This is a genomic window from Streptomyces sp. NPDC001339, assembly GCF_042895955.1.
Lineage (GTDB): Bacteria > Actinomycetota > Actinomycetes > Streptomycetales > Streptomycetaceae > Streptomyces.
The window spans coordinates 378,307-395,760 of the sequence record NZ_JBIAWT010000002.1; the positions used below are offsets into that span (position 1 = coordinate 378,307).

The following is a 17,454-nucleotide window of genomic DNA, read 5'->3' on the forward strand; positions in this document are numbered from 1 at the left end:
CACAGCACCTCGCCCGCATGGGTCGCGATCAGCCGTGGCAGACTGAAGCTGTACTGACATAAGAGCAGCAGCGCACTCCGGGGTCGGTGTAATTCCGAACCGGCGGTAACAGTCCGCGACCCGTCCGCAGCCAGCGGCCGGTTGAGCAGGTGGAATTCCTGCACCGACGGTGAAAGTCCGGATGGGAGGCAGTGCGCGGCGGGCGAGTCTCGGTACACCGCCGTCGGCGGCGCGTCCGGTCGTTCTCCGGGCGGGCCTTGTCGTACGTCCGTGGTGTTCCCGTTGCTCCGTCCCGCTTCTGTCGTATCCGACAGCCCCGGAGTCCGTGCCCGAAGAGGCAGGAGGACCCGGTGGCCACCCGAGCCCCCGTCGAGACCGCGGCGATGCGCCGAGCCATCGAGCTCGCCGCGCGCGGCCTGGGGCACACCAGCCCCAACCCCGTGGTCGGCTGTGTCGTCCTGGATTCCGGCGGCCGTACCGCCGGCGAGGGCTGGCACCAGCGCGCCGGCGGCCCGCACGCCGAGGTCCACGCCCTGCGCGCCGCGGGTGACCGGGCCCGGGGCGGGACCGCGGTGGTCACCCTCGAACCCTGCAACCACACCGGCCGTACCGGCCCCTGCGCCCGGGCGCTGATCGACGCCGGGATCGCCCGCGTCGTCTACGCCGTCTCCGACCCCACCCCGGCCGCCACCGGCGGCGCCGTCACCCTCGCCGAGGCCGGTATCGACGTCGAGGGCGGACTCCTCGCCGACGAGGCCGCGGCCGGCAACGAGGCCTGGCTGACCGCGGTCCTGCGCCGCCGCCCCTTCGTGCTGTGGAAGTACGCCGCCACCCTCGACGGCCGGATCGCCGCCGCCGACGGCACCAGCCGCTGGATCTCCTCGCCCGAGTCGCGCGCCGATGTGCACCGGCTGCGGGCCGCCGCGGACGCCGTGATCGTCGGCTCCGGCACCGCCCGCGCCGACGATCCGCAGCTCGGCGCCCGGACCAGCCTGTCCGACGACGACATCAGCCAGCCGCTGCGGGTCGTCGTCGACTCCGGCGCCACCGCCGTCAAGGCCGGCGCCCGCGTCCTGGACGGCACCGCGCCGACCCTCATCGCGGTCGCCGAGGACGCCGACGCCGCCCACCTCGAAGGTCTCGCCCCGCTGCTGCGGCTGCCGCGCGCCGCCGACGGGCCCGGCCTGTCGATCCCCGCCCTGCTCCAGGCCCTGTACGAGCGCGACGTCCGCTCCGTGCTCCTCGAAGGCGGGCCCACACTCGCCGGGGCCTTCCTCGCCGCCCAGGCCGTCGACAAGGTCGTCGGCTACCTCGCACCGGTGCTGCTCGGCGCCGGACCGGCCGCCGTCGGCGACGCCGGAATCACCACCATCGCCCAGGCGTTGCGGCTCGATGTGACCGGTACCGAACGGCTCGGCCCCGATCTGCGCATCACCGCCACGCCCATCCGTCCTGCCGTCTCTGCGCATGCCGTCTCCGCGCATGCCCGCCACGAGGAGAACTGAAGTGTTCACCGGAATCGTCGAAGAACTGGGTGAGGTCGTCGCCGTCGAGAACCTCGGTGACAGCTCCCGGTTCCGGCTCCGCGGCCCCGTCGTCACCGAAGGCGCCAAGCACGGCGACTCGATCGCCGTCAACGGCGTCTGCCTGACCGTCGTGGACACCGTCGACGGAGAATTCACCGCCGATGTGATGGCCGAGACCCTCCACCGCTCCAGCCTCGGCGCGCTGACCACCGGCTCGCGGGTCAACCTGGAGCGCCCCATGGCGCTCGGCGGGCGGCTCGGCGGCCACCTCGTCCAGGGCCATGTCGACGGCACCGGCACCCTCGTCGAACGGATCCCCGGCGAGCACTGGGAGATCGTCAGGATCGCCCTGCCTGCCGCGCTGTCCCGCTATGTCGTCGAGAAGGGCTCCATCACCGTCGACGGGGTCAGCCTCACCGTCGTCGACGCCGGTGACGCCCACTTCACCGTCAGCCTCATCCCGACGACCCTCGCGCTCACCACCCTCGGCATCAAGCAGGCCGGCGACCCCGTGAACCTGGAGGTCGACGTCCTCGCCAAGTACGTCGAGCGGCTGCTGGCGCGGGGCTCCGGCGACCTCGCGGACCTGACGGACGTCGAGGAGATCAAGGAGATGGGCCGGTGAGCCTCCTCGACCCGCTGAACGGCGAGGCCTTCACGGCCTTCGGACAGCACGTCATCTGGTCGGACATGATCGGCAACACCGTCGGTCTGGCCGCCCTGGCGCTCGGCTGGCGGCGCTCGATATGGACCTGGCCGGCCCAGTTCCTCTCCGGCCTGATCCTCGTCGCCGCCTACGCCTCCGCCCACCTCAGTGGCGGTGTCGGCAAGCAACTCCTGGTCATCGGCGTGGCGTTGTGGGGCTGGCGGCAGTGGCAGCGCGGCCGGCGGCAGGCGCAGGACGGCTCGATCGCCGTCCGCTTCGCGAGCTGGGGCGAGCGCGGTCTGCTGCTCGCCGGCACGGCCCTGGGCACCGTCGCCGTCGGCACGCTCTTCACGCTGATCCCGCAACTGTCCTGGAACCCCTGGCCGGACGCCTACATCTTCGTCGGCACGCTCGCCGCGATGGTGGCCCAGGCCCGCGGCCTGGTCGAGTTCTGGTTCGCCTGGCTGCTGGTCGACCTGGTCGGCGTCCCGCTCGCCTTCGGCAGCGGGCTCGCCTTCTCCGGTCTCGTCTACGTCGTCTATTTCGCCCTCGTCGTATGGGGCCTGCGCGACTGGTGGCTGCGCTCGCGCCGCGCCGCGGCGGCCGCTGAGGCCCGGGCCGTCCTGGAAGGAGCACTTTCGTGAGCGACGCACGCGCGGCCGCCGGGTCGCAGACAGCAACGAAGGCCGCACCTCTGCGCCGCGCGGGCGGAGAAGCGAACAAGGGAGCACGAGCATGACCGCCCTGAAGAGCTGGTACGACGCCGGGGACTCCGAGTCCCTGGCGCTCGACCCCGTCGAGCAGGCCATCGCCGATATCGCCGCCGGCCGCCCCGTCGTGGTCGTGGACGACGAGAACCGCGAGAACGAGGGCGACCTCGTCGTCGCCGCGGAGAAGGCCACCCCCGAGATCGTCGCCTTCATGATGAGCGAGTGCCGCGGACTGATCTGCGCCCCCATGGCGGGCCCGGACCTGGACCGGCTGGAGCTCCCGCAGATGGTCGAGCGGAACACCGAGTCGATGCGGACCGCCTTCACGGTCTCCGTCGACGCCACCGCCGCGCACGGCGTGACCACCGGCATCTCCGCCGCCGACCGCGCCACCACGCTGCGGCTGCTCGCCTCCGGCGACGCCACCCCCGGCGACTTCGTCCGGCCCGGCCACATCTTCCCGCTGCGCGCCAAGCCCGGCGGCGTCCTCGTCCGCAACGGCCACACCGAGGCCGGCGTCGACCTCGCCCGGCTCGCCGGACTGCGTCCGGCCGCCGCCATCGTGGAGATCGCCGGCGAGGACGGCGCCATGCTGCGGCTGCCCGAGCTGGTGCCGTTCGCCCGCAAGCACGGCCTGTCGATCATCTCCATCGAGGACCTGATCGCCTACCGGCAGTCGTCCGAACCGACCGTCCGCCGCGAGGCCGCCACCCGCCTGCCCACCGCGCACGGCGAGTTCACCGCGTACGGCTACCGTTCCACGGTCGACGGAGTCGAGCACATCGCACTGGTCGCCGGCGACCTCGGGGACGGTGAGGACGTCCTGGTCAGGGTCCACTCCGAGTGCCTGACCGGCGACATCTTCCACTCCCTGCGCTGCGACTGCGGCCCCCAGCTGGACGCCTCGCTGCGGCGGATCACCGAGGCGGGCCGAGGGGTGGTGATCTACCTCCGCGGCCACGAGGGACGCGGCATCGGACTGCTGTCCAAACTGCGCGCCTACGAGCTCCAGGAGCGCGGCCGCGACACCCTCGACGCCAACCTCGAACTGGGGCTGCCGGCCGACTCCCGCGACTACGCGGCGGGCGCGCAGATGCTCCGGGACCTGGGCGTCCGCTCGCTGCGCCTGATGACCAACAACCCCGACAAGACCGCCGCCCTGGTGCGGCACGGCCTCACGGTCACCGGCCGCGAGCCGATGCCCGTCCAGGCCGGCGAGCACAATCTCCGCTACCTGCGCACCAAGCGGGACCGGATGGGCCACGACCTCCCGTGGCTGGACGGCGAGCACGCCACCACCTGCGGCAACCAGTAGCCACCACACCCTCACTCCATCCACCACCCCACTTTCACTCGTACGAGGAGAACCGTGAGCGGCAAAGGCGCACCTGAACTGACCGTGAAGAACTGTGGCGACCTGCGGGTGGCCGTGGTCGCGGCCCAGTGGCACACCGAAGTCATGGACGGCCTGGTGAACGGCGCGCTGCGCGCCCTGGCGGACCTGGGCATCGACGAGCCGACCGTGCTCCGGGTCCCCGGCAGCTTCGAGCTGCCGGTGGCCGCCAAGGTCCTCGCGGGCCGCGGCTACCACGCGGTGGTCGCCCTCGGCGTGGTCATCCGCGGCGGCACCCCGCACTTCGACTACGTCTGCCAGGGCGTCACCCAGGGCCTGACCCAGGTCAGCGTGGACACCGGCGTCCCGATCGGATTCGGCGTGCTGACCTGCGACAACGATGAGCAGGCGAAGGACCGCGCGGGCCTCGAGGGCTCGCACGAGGACAAGGGCCACGAGGCGGTCACCGCCGCTGTCGCCACCGCCGTCACCCTCCGCTCGCTGTCCGAGCCCTGGCACTGAGCGGGCGGGGCGAGCGCGTAGGGTGGTGACCATCATGTCCAAGAAGACGTTCGAGGAGCTGTTCGCCGAGCTCCAGCAGAAGGCCGCCACCGGCGACCCGGCCACCTCCCGCACCGCCGAGCTGGTGCAGGCCGGCGTCCATACGATCGGCAAGAAGGTCGTCGAGGAGGCCGCCGAGGTCTGGATGGCGGCCGAGTACGAGTCCCATGAGGCGGCCGCGGAGGAGATCTCCCAGCTCCTCTACCACCTCCAGGTGATGATGGTCGCGAAGGGCATCTCCCTCGACGACGTCTACGCCCACCTCTGAACCACCCCTCGCCCCCCACTTCTCCTCCCCGCTTCAACTCGCCCCAGTCGCAAAGGAATTCGCTCTCATGCTGCGCATCGCTGTCCCCAACAAGGGTTCACTGTCCGAGCCTGCGTCGGCGATGCTCCATGAGGCCGGCTACCGCCAGCGCAAGGACCGCCGGGAACTGGTCCTGGTCGACGCCGGGAACGAGGTCGAGTTCTTCTTCCTGCGCCCGCGCGATATCGCCGTCTACGTCGGCTCCGGCAAGCTCGACATCGGCATCACCGGCCGTGACCTGCTGCTGGACTCCGGAGCCGACGCCGAGGAGATCCTCCAGCTGGGCTTCGCCGGCTCGACCTTCCGCTACGCCACCCGCCCCGGCACGGCCAAGGACGTCGCCGACTTCGGCGGGATGACCATCGCCACCTCCTTCTCCGGTCTGGTCGGCAAGCACCTCGCCGACAACGGCGTCGACGCCTCCGTCGTCCGCCTCGACGGCGCCGTGGAGACCGCGATCCAGCTCGGCGTCGCCGAGATCATCGCGGATGTCGTCGAGACCGGCACCACCCTGCGCAACGCCGGCCTGGAGATCATCGGCGAGCCGATCCTCAAGTCCGAGGCCGTCGTCATCCGGCGTACCGGCGCCCCCGAGGACGACCCGAAGGTGCGCCAGTTCCTCCGCCGCATGCAGGGCGTCCTGGTGGCCCGCCGGTACGTGATGATGGACTACGACATCCGGGTCGAGCACGTCGAGAAGGCCGTTGCCCTCACGCCCGGCCTGGAGTCGCCGACCGTCTCCCCGCTGCACCACGAGGGCTGGGTCGCGGTCCGCTCGATGGTCCCGTCCAAGGATGCCCAGCGCATCATGGACGAGCTGTACGACCTCGGCGCCCGCGCGATCCTCACCACCGGCATCCACGCCTGCCGGCTCTGACCACCGGGATCCACGCCGGCCGGCCCCGACCGGCCGGCACCCCGGCTCCGGTTCCTCCGCTCCTCCCTCTCCTCCGGGCCCCCTCCGGCACCCCCTACGTACGACGGAAGGCGACGACGTGTCCGCGGTACCCCAGCCTTCGCTGCCCAGCCTCCCGGTGACCTTCCGGCCGACCCGTACCCGGGTGGTCCTGTACGCCGTCGCCGTCGCCCAGCTCGCCGCCCTCACGGCGATCGCGCTGGCGCTGCCGGAGCTGAGCGGCGGCGAGCGGCTCAGCTTCATCGTCACCGGACTGCTGGTGGGGTCCGTCCTCCTGCTGCTCAGCCGCCCCAAGGTGGTCGCGCGGCAGGAGGGCGTCACCGTGGTCAACCTCACCACCAAGCGCGAGCTGGCCTGGGCCCAGGTCGTCCGGGTCAACCTCCGGCCCGGCGACCCCTGGGTCCACCTCGACCTCGCCGACGGCACCAGCCTGCCCGCCATGGGCATCCAGCCCGGCATCGGCCGGGACCAGGCCGTCCGCGACGCCCGGGCGCTGCGCGACCTCACCGAGAAGCATGGTGTGCTGGACCACACGGCCCGGTGAACCTGCCGTACCCCGGGCCCTGATGTTTACTCTGTTCCCCGGGGCGCGCCCCTGCGCCCTGCCCCTCAGTGGGCCCATCGCGACCCGAGGAGTGACTCCCTCCGGCAATGGACGGATCGTCCTGTAGTACCTGCGCCGCCCCTCCGCATACGACGGGGGCGGCGGCATGACCGGCCCCCTGCTGCTGCTCGCGGCGGCTCTTGCGCTGATCCTGGCCAACGGCTTCTTCGTCGCCGCCGAGTTCGGCCTCGTCACCGTCGAGAAGGCGGATGCCGAACGGGCCGCGGCCGGCGGCGACCGCCGTGCCCGTACCGTCGTCTCCGCACTGCGCGAACTCTCCTTCCAGCTCTCCGGCACCCAACTCGGCATCACGATCACCTCTTTGGTCGTCGGTATGCTCGCCGAGCCCGCGCTGGCCCAGCTGCTGTCCGGCCCGCTGCACGCGACCGGTCTGCCCGCGGCCGTGGTGCCGGGCGTCGCGGTCGCCCTCGGCATGCTGGTGGCGTCCGCCGTCCAGATGGTCGTCGGCGAGCTCGTGCCCAAGAACTGGGCGGTCTCCCGGCCACTGTCCGTCGCCCGTTTCGTGGCCGGTCCGCAGCGGGCCTTCTCCGGCTTCTTCCGCCCGGTGATCACCCTGCTGAACACCGTCGCCAACCGGCTCGTCCGCATGCTGGGCGTGCAGCCGACCGAGGAGCTGGCCTCCGCCCGCACCCCTGGCGAACTGGTCTCGCTGGCCCGGCACTCGGCCCGGGCGGGCGCCATCGAGCAGGACACCGCCGACCTCTTCGTCCGTACCCTCTCCCTGGGCGAGCTCACCGCGGAGAACGTGATGACTCCGCGGGTACGGGTCAGCGCCCTGCAGGACACCGCGACCGCCGAGGACGTGGTGAACCTGACCCGCGCCACCGGCCTGTCCCGCTTCCCCGTCTACCGCACCCGCCTCGACGAGGTCGTCGGCATGGTCCACCTCAAGGACGCGCTGGCCGTCCCGGCACACGACCGGCTGCGCACCCCGGCGGCCCGGATCGCGGTGCCGCCACTGCTGGTGCCCGAGACGCTGCCGGTGCAGCCGCTGCTGGAACGGCTGCGCAGCGAACAGCCGATAGCAGTGGTCGTCGACGAGTACGGCGGCACCGCCGGTGTGGTCACGCTGGAGGACATCATCGAGGAGCTGGTCGGTGAGGTCCGTGACGAGCACGACGGCGTGGACCTGCCGGAACTGGGCCAGGCCCCGCCCGAGGAGGGCCGCCCCGCCTGGGACGCCGACGGCGGCTGCCGGGTGGACACCCTGCGAAGGATCGGCCTGCAGGCCCCGGAGGGGCCGTACGAGACGGTGGCCGGGCTGGTGGCCCACATACTCGGCCGGATCCCGGCCCCCGGCGACACCGCGGAACTCGACGGCTGGCGGCTCCGGGTGCGGCTGGTGTCGCACCACCGCGCCGAGCGGATAAGGCTCGTCCGGACCGCGACGGCCACCGTACCCGCCGTGCGCGAGCCCGCCGCGGCCGTTGCGGAGGTGTCCCGATGACCCTGGCCCAGCTGCTCTTCGCGATACTCCTGGTCCTCGCCAACGGCTTCTTCGTCGGTGCCGAGTTCGCCCTGGTCTCGGTACGCCGTTCACAGATCGAACCGCTGGCGACGGAAGGTTCCGGCAGGGCCCGGCAGGTGCTGCACGGGCTGGAGAACCTTCCGCAGATGATGGCCGCCGCCCAGTTCGGCATCACCGTCTGCTCCCTGACGCTGGGTGCGGTGGCCGAACCGACCGTCGCCCGCCTCCTGGAACCGCTCTTCGAGGCGGTCAGCCTCCCCGCTCCGCTGGTCCACCCGCTCGGCTATGTCATCGCCCTGGCGCTGGTGGTCTTCCTCCACCTCGTCATCGGCGAGATGGTCCCCAAGAACCTGGCGATGGCCGCACCGGAGAAGACCGCCCTGTGGTTCAGCCCGGGCCTGGTCGCCTTCGCCCGGGTGTGCCGCCCGGTCACGGCCCTCCTCGGCGCCTGTGCCCACGGTGTGCTGCGGCTCTTCCGCGTCGAACCGAAGGACGAGGTCGAGGCGGTCTTCACCAGCGAGCAGCTGACCCACCTCGTCGAGGACGCGGGCCAGGCGGGCCTGCTCGAACCGGCCGCCCAGGAGCGCCTCGCCGACGCCCTGGAACTGGGCAGCCGCCCCGTCACCGATGTCCTCCTCGACCCGTCGGGCCTGATCACCGTCGAGCCGACGGTGACGCCCCGCCAGGTGGAGGAGCTGACCGTACGGACCGGCTACTCGCGCTTCCCGGTGTGCGCGCCCGGTGGGGCGTACATGGGCTATCTGCACGTCAAGGACGTCCTCGACCTCGAGGACCGGGACCGTGCGGTGCCCCAGCGGATCTGGCACCCCATGGCCACGCTGCGCGCCGAGCTCCCCCTGGACGACGCCCTGACGGCGATGCGCCGGGCCGCCTCCCATCTGGCGGCGGTGGCCGACGGGTCCGGGCGGGTGCTCGGGCTGGTGGCCCTGGAGGACGTGCTGGAGATGCTGGTCGGTGAGGTCCGTGATCCGTCGCACCGCCGGACGCCGGCCGTCCGCCGGGAGCGCCGGGACGCGGGGGAGCGGGTCACCGAGCCGCGCGCGGAAGCCGTGCTGCCGGCGGAGGACCGCGCCCTGGCCGGCTGAGGCCGGGGGCCGGGCGGGGCCCGGGACGTCAGGCTGTGTCTTTCCGGTCTCCAGCTCATGGAGAACCGGATAGACACGGCCTAGAGCTCCGGGCCGTCCGGCCCCCGGCCCGACAGGACCTCGCCGTAGGCCTGCATCAGGTCCGGCAGCCGCAGAGTGGCCAGGTCGTCCCGGGCCGGTGTGCCCCGCCAGGTGGACAGCCGCAGATCGCGGTAGGCGCAGCTCTTCTCGTAGAGGGTGCGCAGAAAGCGGCCGTTGCCGAGCTCGTCGATCCAGCCCTCCTCGACGACATGGGCGCTGATGCTGGCGAGCTCCTCGAGGGCCTCCTCGTCCCAGTGGTCGCCGTTCTCGGCGGCCAGCACCTCCCCGATGGCGGTCAGCTCCGCCGGCCGGTAACTGGGGAAGTCCACGCGGCTGGTGAAGCGGGAGGACAGGCCGGGGTTGGCGGCCAGCAGCCGGTCCATGCCCTCCGGGTAGCCCGCCAGGATCACCACCAGCCGGTCGCGGTTGTCCTCGGCGCGCTTGAGCAGCACCTGCAACGCCTCGTCGCCATATGCGTCGCCCTTGCTGTAGCCGGAGTTGGACAGGCTGTACGCCTCGTCGACGAAGAGCACACCGCCCAGCGCGGAGTCGATCAGTTCATTGGCCTTCACCGCGGTCTGGCCGAGGAACTCGCCGACCAGATCCGACCGTTGGGCCTCCACGAGATGGTCGCCGCCGAGCAGCCCCAGCGCGTAGAAGACCCGTCCCAATATCCTGGCCACGGTCGTCTTGCCGGTGCCGGACGGCCCGGAGAAGACGAAGTGCCGTTTCGGCGGCTGCACCGGCAGCCCCTGGCTCGCCCGCAGCCGCGCCATCCGCAACTGCGCCGACAGCGCCCGCACCTGCCGCTTGACCGGCTCCATGCCGACCATGCGCTCCAGCTCCGCGAGCGCCTGCTCCAGCAGGACCGGGTCGGCGGGCCCGGCGGGCAGCCGCTCGGCGCCCCGCGGCCCCGGCGTCGCGGCTCTCGCCCGGACCGTGGGGTCGCCGCCGGCCGGCGCGCCGCCGCCGCCCGCCTGGAGGTCCGGCCCCTCCGCCTCGCCGGCCGCCAGCAGTTCCCGGCCGTCGACCGGGTCGAGCGGCGCCAGCGGGTCCGGATCGCCGCCGGCCTCCTGGACGGGGCCTGACGCGGAGACCGTCGCGAGGCCCGCGCCCTCGTCCAGCCCGTCCACGTCGGCGATCGCGGTGAGCCGGGCCGCGGTGTCCATGAAGGCCGGGTCCACACGGTGCACCGCCCGGTACAGGGGGAGGGCCGCGGCGCTGCGTCCCGTCCCCTCATGGGCCCGGGCGAGCCAGTACCGCAGCTCCTTGCGCTGCGGCTGCTCGCTGCGGCACCGCATCAGCGCGGCCGACAGCAGCGGCTCGGCCTGTCCGTACATCTCCAGCCGCACCCGCGCCATCCCGCCGAACAGCCCGGCCTCGATGCCCAGTACGGGATCGCTCAGCAGCGGCTCGGTGTGCCGTACGAGCTGCTCCCAGTCCTTGACGAGGTAGGCCCGGCAGGCGTGCAGAAAGCGCACCTGGGGGTCGGTGTCGACCGGCGGGCAGCCGGCCAGTGCCTGGTCGAGTTCGGCGACATGGCGGCCGTCGAGCCAGTGCGAGGCGTGCGCCAGCAGCAGATCGCGGGGGGTCTCCAGCACCGGCTGCACCCACCAGCCAAGCCAGTACCAGGAATTGAGGGTGCGTCGGTGGCGGGTGCGCATCTCGCCGAAGCGGTCGCGGTGCCGGTGCATCCGCAGCAGGGCGATGGCGGTGTCGGCGCGCAGGGCGTGCAGCCCGAGCCAGGCATCGGCCATCGACGGGTCGAGCCGCACCGCGGCCCGGAACTCCTCCTCCGCCTGCGGATACGCGCCGACCGTGTAGGCGTCGACCGCGCGCAGCCAGGCGAGCTCGGCCGGGGCGGGCGAACCCTGAGTGCCGCATTCCATCCGTCCCCCTACAACCGTCCCCCGTGTGTGCCGCCGGGCGCGTGCCTGCCGCTCCTGGGGAACGGGCGTACGGCGTAAGGAAGTTGACCTCGCCGCGCATGGGAGTCCCCTGGCCTGCGGTGGCACCGACTCGCATGGTACCCGCGGGATCGCCGCAGGCCGTAGAGGGCGGCACGGGGCAAGAGTGGAGTGGGAACAGACGCTTTGGCGCAGCGCCACGGCGCGAAGAGTGCGGTGACCCAGGGTGAGGGAGGGGCGGCACGCGGCGGCGGCGCGGGATAGTTTTACGCAGAACGAAGCCCCCGATCACGGGGGAACAACCGGGGGCTTCGCATCTGCGGGCGGTCCGTTGAACCGCACATTGAGAACGTAAGTCCTGTACGCCCCCCAGGTCAAGCCGAGTTGGAGCACTCGGCGGGTCCCTGTCGTCCGCAAACGGGGTACCGGCCACTCTCTGCTACGGAGCGTGAACTGTGGGGCCGGTCATGGCGTCGTGGAAGGCCCCACGCGTACCTCGTACCCCACCCGCCCCTGGTGCACCAGGAAATCGGCGTACGGGCGCGAAGGATCCGCCGCGAAGTGCGCGCGCTCCGCCGGAATCCAGCCACTCCAGAAAGCGGAGAGGTCTGGTCCGTCCCGGAGTTGACCCCTCTCCCAGGAATGCTCGCTCGCCAGTTCCATCCACAACAGGCAGGCCAGAGAGGGCCGGATGGCCCGCCGGCCCGCGCCGACGCCCTCGATCAGCACCACCGGCGCGGGCGCCAGCTCACGCGCCCCGGTGAACTCCCCGCGCGCCCAGTCATAGATCTCGTACCGCGCGGTCTCCCCCCGGGACAGCGGCTCCAGCACCTGCGCACCGAACCGGCCGCTCCACGCGAACAGCTCCTCATGGGTGGCGAGGTCATCGGTGTGCACCACCGGGGCGCCGCCCAGCTCCTCCGCCAGCCGCCCGGCGAAGGTGCTCTTGCCCGACCCGGCATGCCCGTCCACGGCGATCAGCCGCACCGGCCCGCAGGACGGCGGCAGCCCGCGCAGCCGGGCGGCGAGCCGGGCCAGGTCACCAGTCATCCCGCCAGCGTACGCGGCTGCCCCGCACCCTCCGCCGCGCGAGTGGTCCGCACCCGTATTGCCGCCGCGCCGCGCGGCGCACCGGCTTCCGCAGCACATCCGGACCGGTGATAGTTGACCCACTGCCCCTCCCGCACCACCGTTCCGCCCACCGCCCGCCCCGCCCCCTCGTACCCGCCCCTCGTACCCCGCCCCTCACACCCGATCGCACGCATCCGACCGCACGCATCCGACTGGGGGAGACCACCATGACCAGTTCCGCGCCCCGGCGCACCGTCCTGGCCGCCGCGCTCGCCGCCGCGGCGGGCATCGCCACACCGGCCTCCGCGGCCACACCGGACGCCCTCGCACCCCGACCGAGCCGCCCGAGCCGACCGGAGGGCCCCGTGGACCACGTCGACCAGCACGCCTGGACCACCGCGGCCGACTGGACCGAGGGCACCGGCCGCGGCACCCGGGTCACGCACGACCCCCGCCCCGGCGTCGTGCTCGCCCGGCCCACGGGCACCACCACCTACCGGGACCCGCACACCGGCCGCACCACCACCTGGGAGTACGCCACCTGGACCTCCCCGGCCCACCGCCTCAGGGTCCCGTCCACCGAGGCCGTCGCCTCCTGGAACGCGCACACCCCGGCCGGCACCTGGATCACCGTCGAACTGCGCGGCAGGTACAGCGACGGCACTCGCACCCCCTGGTACGTCATGGGCCGCTGGACCGCCGGCGACTCCGACGCCGACATCCGCCGCACTTCTGTCGACGGCCAGAAGGACGGCAAGAGCTCCGTCTCCACCGACACCCTCGCCATCGACACCCCGTCGAGCGGCCTCCGCCTGACGTCGTACACCCTCCGCCTCACCCTCCACCGCAAGCCCGGCACCACGCTCACCCCCACCGTCTGGCGGCTGGGCGCCATGGCCTCCGACGTCCCCGACCGCTTCGAGGTCCCGGCCTCCGAGCCCGCCCTGGTGGGCCGTGAACTGCCCGTCCCCCGGTACTCGCAGGAGATCCACAAGGGCCAGTACCCGGAGTACGACAACGGTGGCGAGGCCTGGTGCAGCCCCACCTCGTCCCAGATGGTCATCGAGTACTGGGGCCGCAAGCCCACGCCCGCTGATCTCGCCTGGGTCAACCCCTCCTACGCCGACCCCCAGGTCTGCCACGCCGCCCGCCGCACCTTCGACTACCAGTACGACGGCTGCGGCAACTGGTCCTTCAACGCCGCCTACGCCGCCACCTACCGGGACCTCCAGGGCGTCGTCACCCGCCTGGCCTCCCTCAACGACGCCGAGCGCCTCATCCACGCCGGCATCCCGGTGATAACGTCCCAGTCCTTCCTCAAGACCGAACTCGACGGCGCCGGTTACGGCACCGCCGGCCACCTGATGACCGTCATCGGCTTCACCAGAACCGGCGACGTCATCGCCAACGACCCCGCCTCCCCCGACGACCACGCCGTCCGGCGCGTCTACCCCCGCCGCCAGTTCGAGAACATCTGGCTGCGCACGAAGCGATACGACGAAAAAGGCCAGGTCAGAAGCGGTACAGGTGGTGTCTGCTACCTCTACTTCCCCCTAAAGTCAGCACCAAGTCAGCACCGCATCCTGAAGGAGCTCGGAATCCTGTAGCGGATCAGGCCGCCAGTCCCACCGACAGCTCCTCGGGCAGGTAGCCCTGGAAGGTCGTCGCCACGACCTGACGGCAGTGCTCACGCCCGTCCTGGGTGAGGTGCCCGTAGCGATCGACCGTGACCTTGATCGACCGGTGCCCAGCCAACGGGACACCTCATGAATGGACACCCCGTTAGCCAAGGTCACGGTCGCCCATTTATGCCGGAGGTCATGCGGTGTGTATTCCCGGAGCCCCAGCCGCTTGATGACCCGGTCCCATGCAGACCCTTCGCAGCCCAGGCACACGATTGATCAGCCTTCGGACAAGCGGCAAGCTCACTGCCATTTCCACCCTGTTGGCGAACAGTCTGCGAGCCTACGGCGTCCAAGACTGCTGTCTTGCTGGGCGCCGAGAACTACTGGAGATCCCCTCGACGCGGAGCCGGAACGGCACCATGTGACCATGCCGATATGACATCTGGCCGAATCATCTTCCTCAATGGCACCTCCAGTTCAGGGAAGTCAAGCATCGCCCGGGAGCTTCTGGACATCCTGAATGACGGCGTCTTCTTCCACTTGGCGGTCGACAGTTTCAACGCGATGCGCAGCAAGCGGGAGCTCGGGGCGGAGGAGCTCGACGCCACGCTGCGGCGGACCAGGATGGGCTTCCACCGCTCGATTGCAGCCATGGCCGAGGTGGGCAACGACATCGTGGTCGACCATGTGTTGAGCGAGCCGTGGCGGCTGCTCGACTGCCTGACGGTGCTGCCGACCGAGGACGTACTGTTTGTCGGCGTCCACTGCCCGCTGGACGAGCTGGCCCGCCGCGAGCTGGCCCGGGGCGACCGCCCGCCGGGCCTCGCGGCGCACCAATACGACCTGGTCCACGCCCACGCCGACTACGACGTGGAGTGCGACACCAGCACGGCAAGCCCACGCGAATGCGCACAGCGCATCAAGGAGTTCCTCCCGCACCGCCCCAGCCCCGCCGCCTTCACTCGCCTCCGACGACGCTACCTGACGGACAGCCAAGAACCGCCGCCGGCGAAGCACAGCCTCTTCGGCTAGGGCCAAACGCGCTCATGCCACGCGTCCGACAGGGCAACTTTCGCCTGATCGTTGACTCGTGGTAGTGCTGATCCCGGTGTCGATCTACGCAGCGGCTCTCTCCAACCTGATTGTGGAGACGCCGCAGCTGATCGAGACCGGGGTTTCTGCTCCCAGTTCTTGCTGCTCGCAGTCTGTCGATGCCTCCGGACCCGGTGACACCACCCCGAGCCAGGGGAGAGCTGCCTCGCCGCCGACCGGGCTGGGCCGGTCGGCGGCGAGGCAGGGCGAGGGCGAGGGCGAGGGGTCAGGGTGTGGTGGTGAGGGTGGGCCAGAGGGTGGTGGCGGTGAGGGGGCGGGCCAGGCGGTGTGCCCAGTAGGTTTCGTCGCCGTCTTCGTCGCGCCAGGACCACAGGCGGGTGGTGGCGAGGTGGAGGGGGTTGAGCCGGGTGATGCCGATGGCGCCGTGGAGTTGGTGGGCGATGCGGGTGATCTCGGTGGCCGAAGCGGATGCCTGGGTCTTGGCGGCGGCGACGGCGAAGTATGCGGCCGTCCCGCCGGTGTCCAGTGGCACGGCGGCGGCCTGGACGGCTGCGCGGACCAGGGCGGCTTCCTCGATCAGCCGCGCCTCTTCCTGCTTGACGGCCTGGAAGCGGCTGAGCGGACGGCCGAACTGGGTGCGGGCGGTGGTGTGAGTGACCGTCAGGTCGACGCAGCGTTCGGCGGCTCCGGCGATCAGGGCGGAGCGAGCCAGGGCCGCGCGGAGCCGGGCTTCGTCGAGCAGTTCGGGGGAGATGCGGCGGACGTGGGAGGCGGGGATCTCGAGGGCGGCGAGGTGCAGGTCGTCGCGGGGTTCCTCGGCGAGGTTGCCGCCGGGGGTGAGGGCGGCCTGGTCGGGGGTGAGGGTGAGCAGGACGGGGCCGAAGGGGGCGGTGGCCAGGACGACCACCGCGGCGGCGGCGCGGGCCCAGGGGACGCGGCGCAGGGTGCCGGTGACCAGCAGGGTGTCGTCGTCGCCCAGGCAGCCCGACGAGCCGACGGGGGAGGCGGCCGGGTGGGCGTAGCGGACGGTGAGCTCGGGGGCGATGGCGTAGCTGAGCGGGCCGTCGGGGACGGGGAGATGGGCGCGGTGCAGCAGCGGGCGGGCGACCAGGGCGGTCTCGGCGAACGGCTCGGGGACGACTCGGCGTCCCGACTCCTGTGCGGCGGCGAGGAGTTCGGCGGTGGAGGCGTCCGCGGCCGGGAGGGGCACGGCGTCGGGGGTGGTGTTGGTGACGACGGCGATGGTGTCCGGGTCGGCGAAGAAGGTGGTGGTGTCGTAGGCGTCGGCGGGGATGACGGGGGTGCTGGTGTCGATCGTGTGGGTGCTCATCGGTGCTGCTCCAGACCGCGAGTGATGATGCCGCGAAGGATTTCGTTGGTGCCGCCGCGCAGGGTGTAGCCGGGGCTGTGCATCTGGGCGAAGGCAAGCAGTTCGGGGTGGGTGCCGGGGGTGGCGTGAGGGTCGGCCGGGGTCGGCAGGATGCTGCGGACGGTGTCGGTCAGTGTGCCCTCGAAGCGGGTGCCGAGGTCCTTGACCAGGGCGGCCTGGATATCGGGCGACGCCCCGGCGTCCAGCGCGGCGGCCACGCCGAGGGACAGTCGGCGGATGCTGTGCAGACGGGCCGTCAGGATGCCGACCCGGGTGAGTTGTTCGGCCGTGGCAGAACGCTGCTCGAGCTCGCGGAGCAGGGAGACCAGCAGGGGGAAGGCGGACAGGTAGCGTTCCGGGCCGCTGCGTTCGAAGGCGAGCTCGCCGGTGACCTGCTTCCAGCCGTCGCCCCGCTGTCCGAGCAGCATGCCGTCGGGGACGTCGACGCCTTCGAGGTGGACGGCGTTGAAGCGGTGCTCGCCGCTCATCAGGTGGATCGGCTCGATGCGTACGCCCGGGGCGCGCAGGTCGACGATGAACTGGCTGAGTCCGGCGTGCTTGTCCTCGGCCTCATCGGTGCGGGCAAGGACGATGGCGAAGTCGTTGACGTGGGCGCCGCCGGTCCACATCTTGGTGCCGGTCAACTGCCAGCCATCGGAGGTGCGTTCGGCGCGCGTGGCGACCGAGGCGAGGTCGGAGCCGCTGCTCTTCTCGCTCATGCCGATGGAGAAGAAGCACTGCCCGGCGGCGATCTGGGGCAGGAAGAAGCGGCGCTGCTCCTCGCTACCGTGCTGGAGGATGGAGGGGCCTGCTTGCCGGTCGGAGACCCAGTGGGCGCTGACCGGGGCGCCGGCGGCGAGCAGTTCCTCGATCACCACATAGCGCTCCAGAAAGCCGCGGCCCGCCCCGCCGTACTCGGTGGGCAGCGCCATGCCGACCCAGCCGCGCCCGGCGAGGCGGCGGCTGAAGCCGGGATCCCAGCCCGCCAGCCAGGAGTCGGGGCGGCCGAGTACGGTGCCGCGGGCGCGCTCCTCCTGGAGAAAGGCGCGGACCTCGGTGCGGAGTCGACGGGCCGATTCGGGCAGGGCGACATCAGGGAATGCGATCGGTGAAAGCGTCGAAGGAGACATGGTTCATTCGCTCCCGGGTT

17 protein-coding genes and 1 riboswitch are annotated in these 17,454 nt (G+C 71.9%); of the genes, 12 read left to right on the forward strand and 5 right to left on the reverse strand.

The annotated features are described in order from the left end of the window. Positions 1–68 precede the first annotated feature (68 nt). Positions 69–199, forward strand: a riboswitch (FMN riboswitch). Between the two features lie 184 nt (positions 200–383). From ribD to ACFY12_RS06975, 10 genes are all read left to right on the forward strand, one after another. Beyond that, entirely contained in the window at positions 384–1,505 is a 1,122-nt protein-coding gene (gene ribD / locus ACFY12_RS06930) for a bifunctional diaminohydroxyphosphoribosylaminopyrimidine deaminase/5-amino-6-(5-phosphoribosylamino)uracil reductase RibD (protein ID WP_390715070.1), read from the forward strand. A gap of 1 nt (position 1,506) precedes the next feature. Continuing rightward, the gene (locus tag ACFY12_RS06935; protein WP_390714687.1) at positions 1,507–2,151 is read left to right on the forward strand and encodes a riboflavin synthase; all 645 of its coding nucleotides are present in this window, start codon (positions 1,507–1,509) and stop codon (positions 2,149–2,151) included. Next, on the forward strand, positions 2,148–2,816 hold the full coding sequence (locus ACFY12_RS06940) for a nicotinamide riboside transporter PnuC (protein ID WP_390714688.1): 669 nt from the start codon (positions 2,148–2,150) through the stop codon (positions 2,814–2,816). Before ACFY12_RS06935 ends, ACFY12_RS06940 begins: the two co-directional genes overlap by 4 nt. A 91-nt stretch (positions 2,817–2,907) precedes the next feature. After that, positions 2,908–4,197, forward strand: coding sequence for a bifunctional 3,4-dihydroxy-2-butanone-4-phosphate synthase/GTP cyclohydrolase II (locus ACFY12_RS06945; protein ID WP_390714689.1), 1,290 nt, complete (start codon positions 2,908–2,910; stop codon positions 4,195–4,197). A gap of 54 nt (positions 4,198–4,251) precedes the next feature. Further along, positions 4,252–4,737, forward strand: a complete 486-nt coding sequence (gene ribH, locus ACFY12_RS06950) for a 6,7-dimethyl-8-ribityllumazine synthase (RefSeq protein ID WP_390714690.1) — start codon at positions 4,252–4,254, stop codon at positions 4,735–4,737. A gap of 34 nt (positions 4,738–4,771) precedes the next feature. Next, positions 4,772–5,044: a phosphoribosyl-ATP diphosphatase gene (locus ACFY12_RS06955; protein WP_030412067.1), complete on the forward strand. Its 273-nt coding sequence runs from the start codon at positions 4,772–4,774 to the stop codon at positions 5,042–5,044. A 67-nt stretch (positions 5,045–5,111) separates the two neighbouring features. Then, positions 5,112–5,960 (forward strand): ATP phosphoribosyltransferase, encoded by an 849-nt coding sequence (gene hisG, locus ACFY12_RS06960; RefSeq protein ID WP_390714691.1) that lies wholly within the window; start codon positions 5,112–5,114, stop codon positions 5,958–5,960. 118 nt (positions 5,961–6,078) lie between these two features. Continuing rightward, positions 6,079–6,543, forward strand: a complete 465-nt coding sequence (locus tag ACFY12_RS06965; RefSeq protein WP_390714692.1) for a PH domain-containing protein — start codon at positions 6,079–6,081, stop codon at positions 6,541–6,543. Positions 6,544–6,709: 166 nt separating this feature from the next. Next, positions 6,710–8,071, forward strand: coding sequence for a hemolysin family protein (locus tag ACFY12_RS06970; protein WP_390714693.1), 1,362 nt, complete (start codon positions 6,710–6,712; stop codon positions 8,069–8,071). Next, on the forward strand, positions 8,068–9,198 hold the full coding sequence (locus ACFY12_RS06975; protein ID WP_390714694.1) for a hemolysin family protein: 1,131 nt from the start codon (positions 8,068–8,070) through the stop codon (positions 9,196–9,198). Before ACFY12_RS06970 ends, ACFY12_RS06975 begins: the two co-directional genes overlap by 4 nt. Positions 9,199–9,278: 80 nt before the next feature. Here ACFY12_RS06975 and ACFY12_RS06980 read toward each other — a convergent pair whose 3' ends face one another. Continuing rightward, a complete protein-coding gene (locus ACFY12_RS06980; protein ID WP_390714695.1) occupies positions 9,279–11,168 on the reverse strand; it encodes an AAA family ATPase in 1,890 nt (629 codons plus the stop codon). 483 nt (positions 11,169–11,651) lie between these two features. Beyond that, entirely contained in the window at positions 11,652–12,236 is a 585-nt protein-coding gene (locus ACFY12_RS06985; protein ID WP_390714696.1) for a uridine kinase, read from the reverse strand. A 248-nt stretch (positions 12,237–12,484) separates the two neighbouring features. Here ACFY12_RS06985 and ACFY12_RS06990 point away from each other — a divergent pair, with 248 nt between their 5' ends. After that, the gene (locus tag ACFY12_RS06990; RefSeq protein WP_390714697.1) at positions 12,485–13,864 is read left to right on the forward strand and encodes a peptidase C39 family protein; all 1,380 of its coding nucleotides are present in this window, start codon (positions 12,485–12,487) and stop codon (positions 13,862–13,864) included. 4 nt (positions 13,865–13,868) lie between these two features. On the opposite strand, the gene ACFY12_RS06995 is transcribed toward ACFY12_RS06990, so the two are convergent. Then, positions 13,869–14,012, reverse strand: a complete 144-nt coding sequence (locus tag ACFY12_RS06995; protein WP_390714698.1) for a hypothetical protein — start codon at positions 14,010–14,012, stop codon at positions 13,869–13,871. Between the two features lie 305 nt (positions 14,013–14,317). Between ACFY12_RS06995 and ACFY12_RS07000 the strand changes: the two genes are divergently transcribed. Then, positions 14,318–14,914 carry a chloramphenicol phosphotransferase CPT family protein gene (locus tag ACFY12_RS07000; RefSeq protein ID WP_390714699.1) on the forward strand — a complete coding sequence of 199 codons (597 nt, stop codon included), beginning with the start codon at positions 14,318–14,320 and terminating at the stop codon, positions 14,912–14,914. A gap of 286 nt (positions 14,915–15,200) precedes the next feature. Here ACFY12_RS07000 and ACFY12_RS07005 read toward each other — a convergent pair whose 3' ends face one another. Next, a complete protein-coding gene (locus ACFY12_RS07005) occupies positions 15,201–16,265 on the reverse strand; it encodes an acyl-CoA dehydrogenase family protein (RefSeq protein WP_390714700.1) in 1,065 nt (354 codons plus the stop codon). After that, positions 16,262–17,434, reverse strand: coding sequence for an acyl-CoA dehydrogenase family protein (locus ACFY12_RS07010; RefSeq protein ID WP_390714701.1), 1,173 nt, complete (start codon positions 17,432–17,434; stop codon positions 16,262–16,264). Before ACFY12_RS07010 ends, ACFY12_RS07005 begins: the two co-directional genes overlap by 4 nt. Positions 17,435–17,454: the final 20 nt, after the last annotated feature.

Bases quoted from the DNA above. Each gene is read 5' to 3' on its own strand.
- ACFY12_RS06985 (WP_390714696.1), bottom strand. From the start codon at position 12,236: ATGACTGGTGACCTGGCCCGGCTCGCCGCCCGGCTGCGCGGGCTGCCG.
- ACFY12_RS06955 (WP_030412067.1), top strand. From the start codon at position 4,772: ATGTCCAAGAAGACGTTCGAGGAGCTGTTCGCCGAGCTCCAGCAGAAG.
- ACFY12_RS06980 (WP_390714695.1), bottom strand. From the start codon at position 11,168: ATGGAATGCGGCACTCAGGGTTCGCCCGCCCCGGCCGAGCTCGCCTGG.
- ACFY12_RS06945 (WP_390714689.1), top strand. From the start codon at position 2,908: ATGACCGCCCTGAAGAGCTGGTACGACGCCGGGGACTCCGAGTCCCTG.
- ACFY12_RS06990 (WP_390714697.1), top strand. From the start codon at position 12,485: ATGACCAGTTCCGCGCCCCGGCGCACCGTCCTGGCCGCCGCGCTCGCC.
- ACFY12_RS07010 (WP_390714701.1), bottom strand. From the start codon at position 17,434: ATGTCTCCTTCGACGCTTTCACCGATCGCATTCCCTGATGTCGCCCTG.
- ACFY12_RS07000 (WP_390714699.1), top strand. From the start codon at position 14,318: ATGACATCTGGCCGAATCATCTTCCTCAATGGCACCTCCAGTTCAGGG.
- ACFY12_RS06970 (WP_390714693.1), top strand. From the start codon at position 6,710: ATGACCGGCCCCCTGCTGCTGCTCGCGGCGGCTCTTGCGCTGATCCTG.
- hisG (WP_390714691.1), top strand. From the start codon at position 5,112: ATGCTGCGCATCGCTGTCCCCAACAAGGGTTCACTGTCCGAGCCTGCG.
- ribD (WP_390715070.1), top strand. From the start codon at position 384: ATGCGCCGAGCCATCGAGCTCGCCGCGCGCGGCCTGGGGCACACCAGC.
- ACFY12_RS07005 (WP_390714700.1), bottom strand. From the start codon at position 16,265: ATGAGCACCCACACGATCGACACCAGCACCCCCGTCATCCCCGCCGAC.
- ACFY12_RS06975 (WP_390714694.1), top strand. From the start codon at position 8,068: ATGACCCTGGCCCAGCTGCTCTTCGCGATACTCCTGGTCCTCGCCAAC.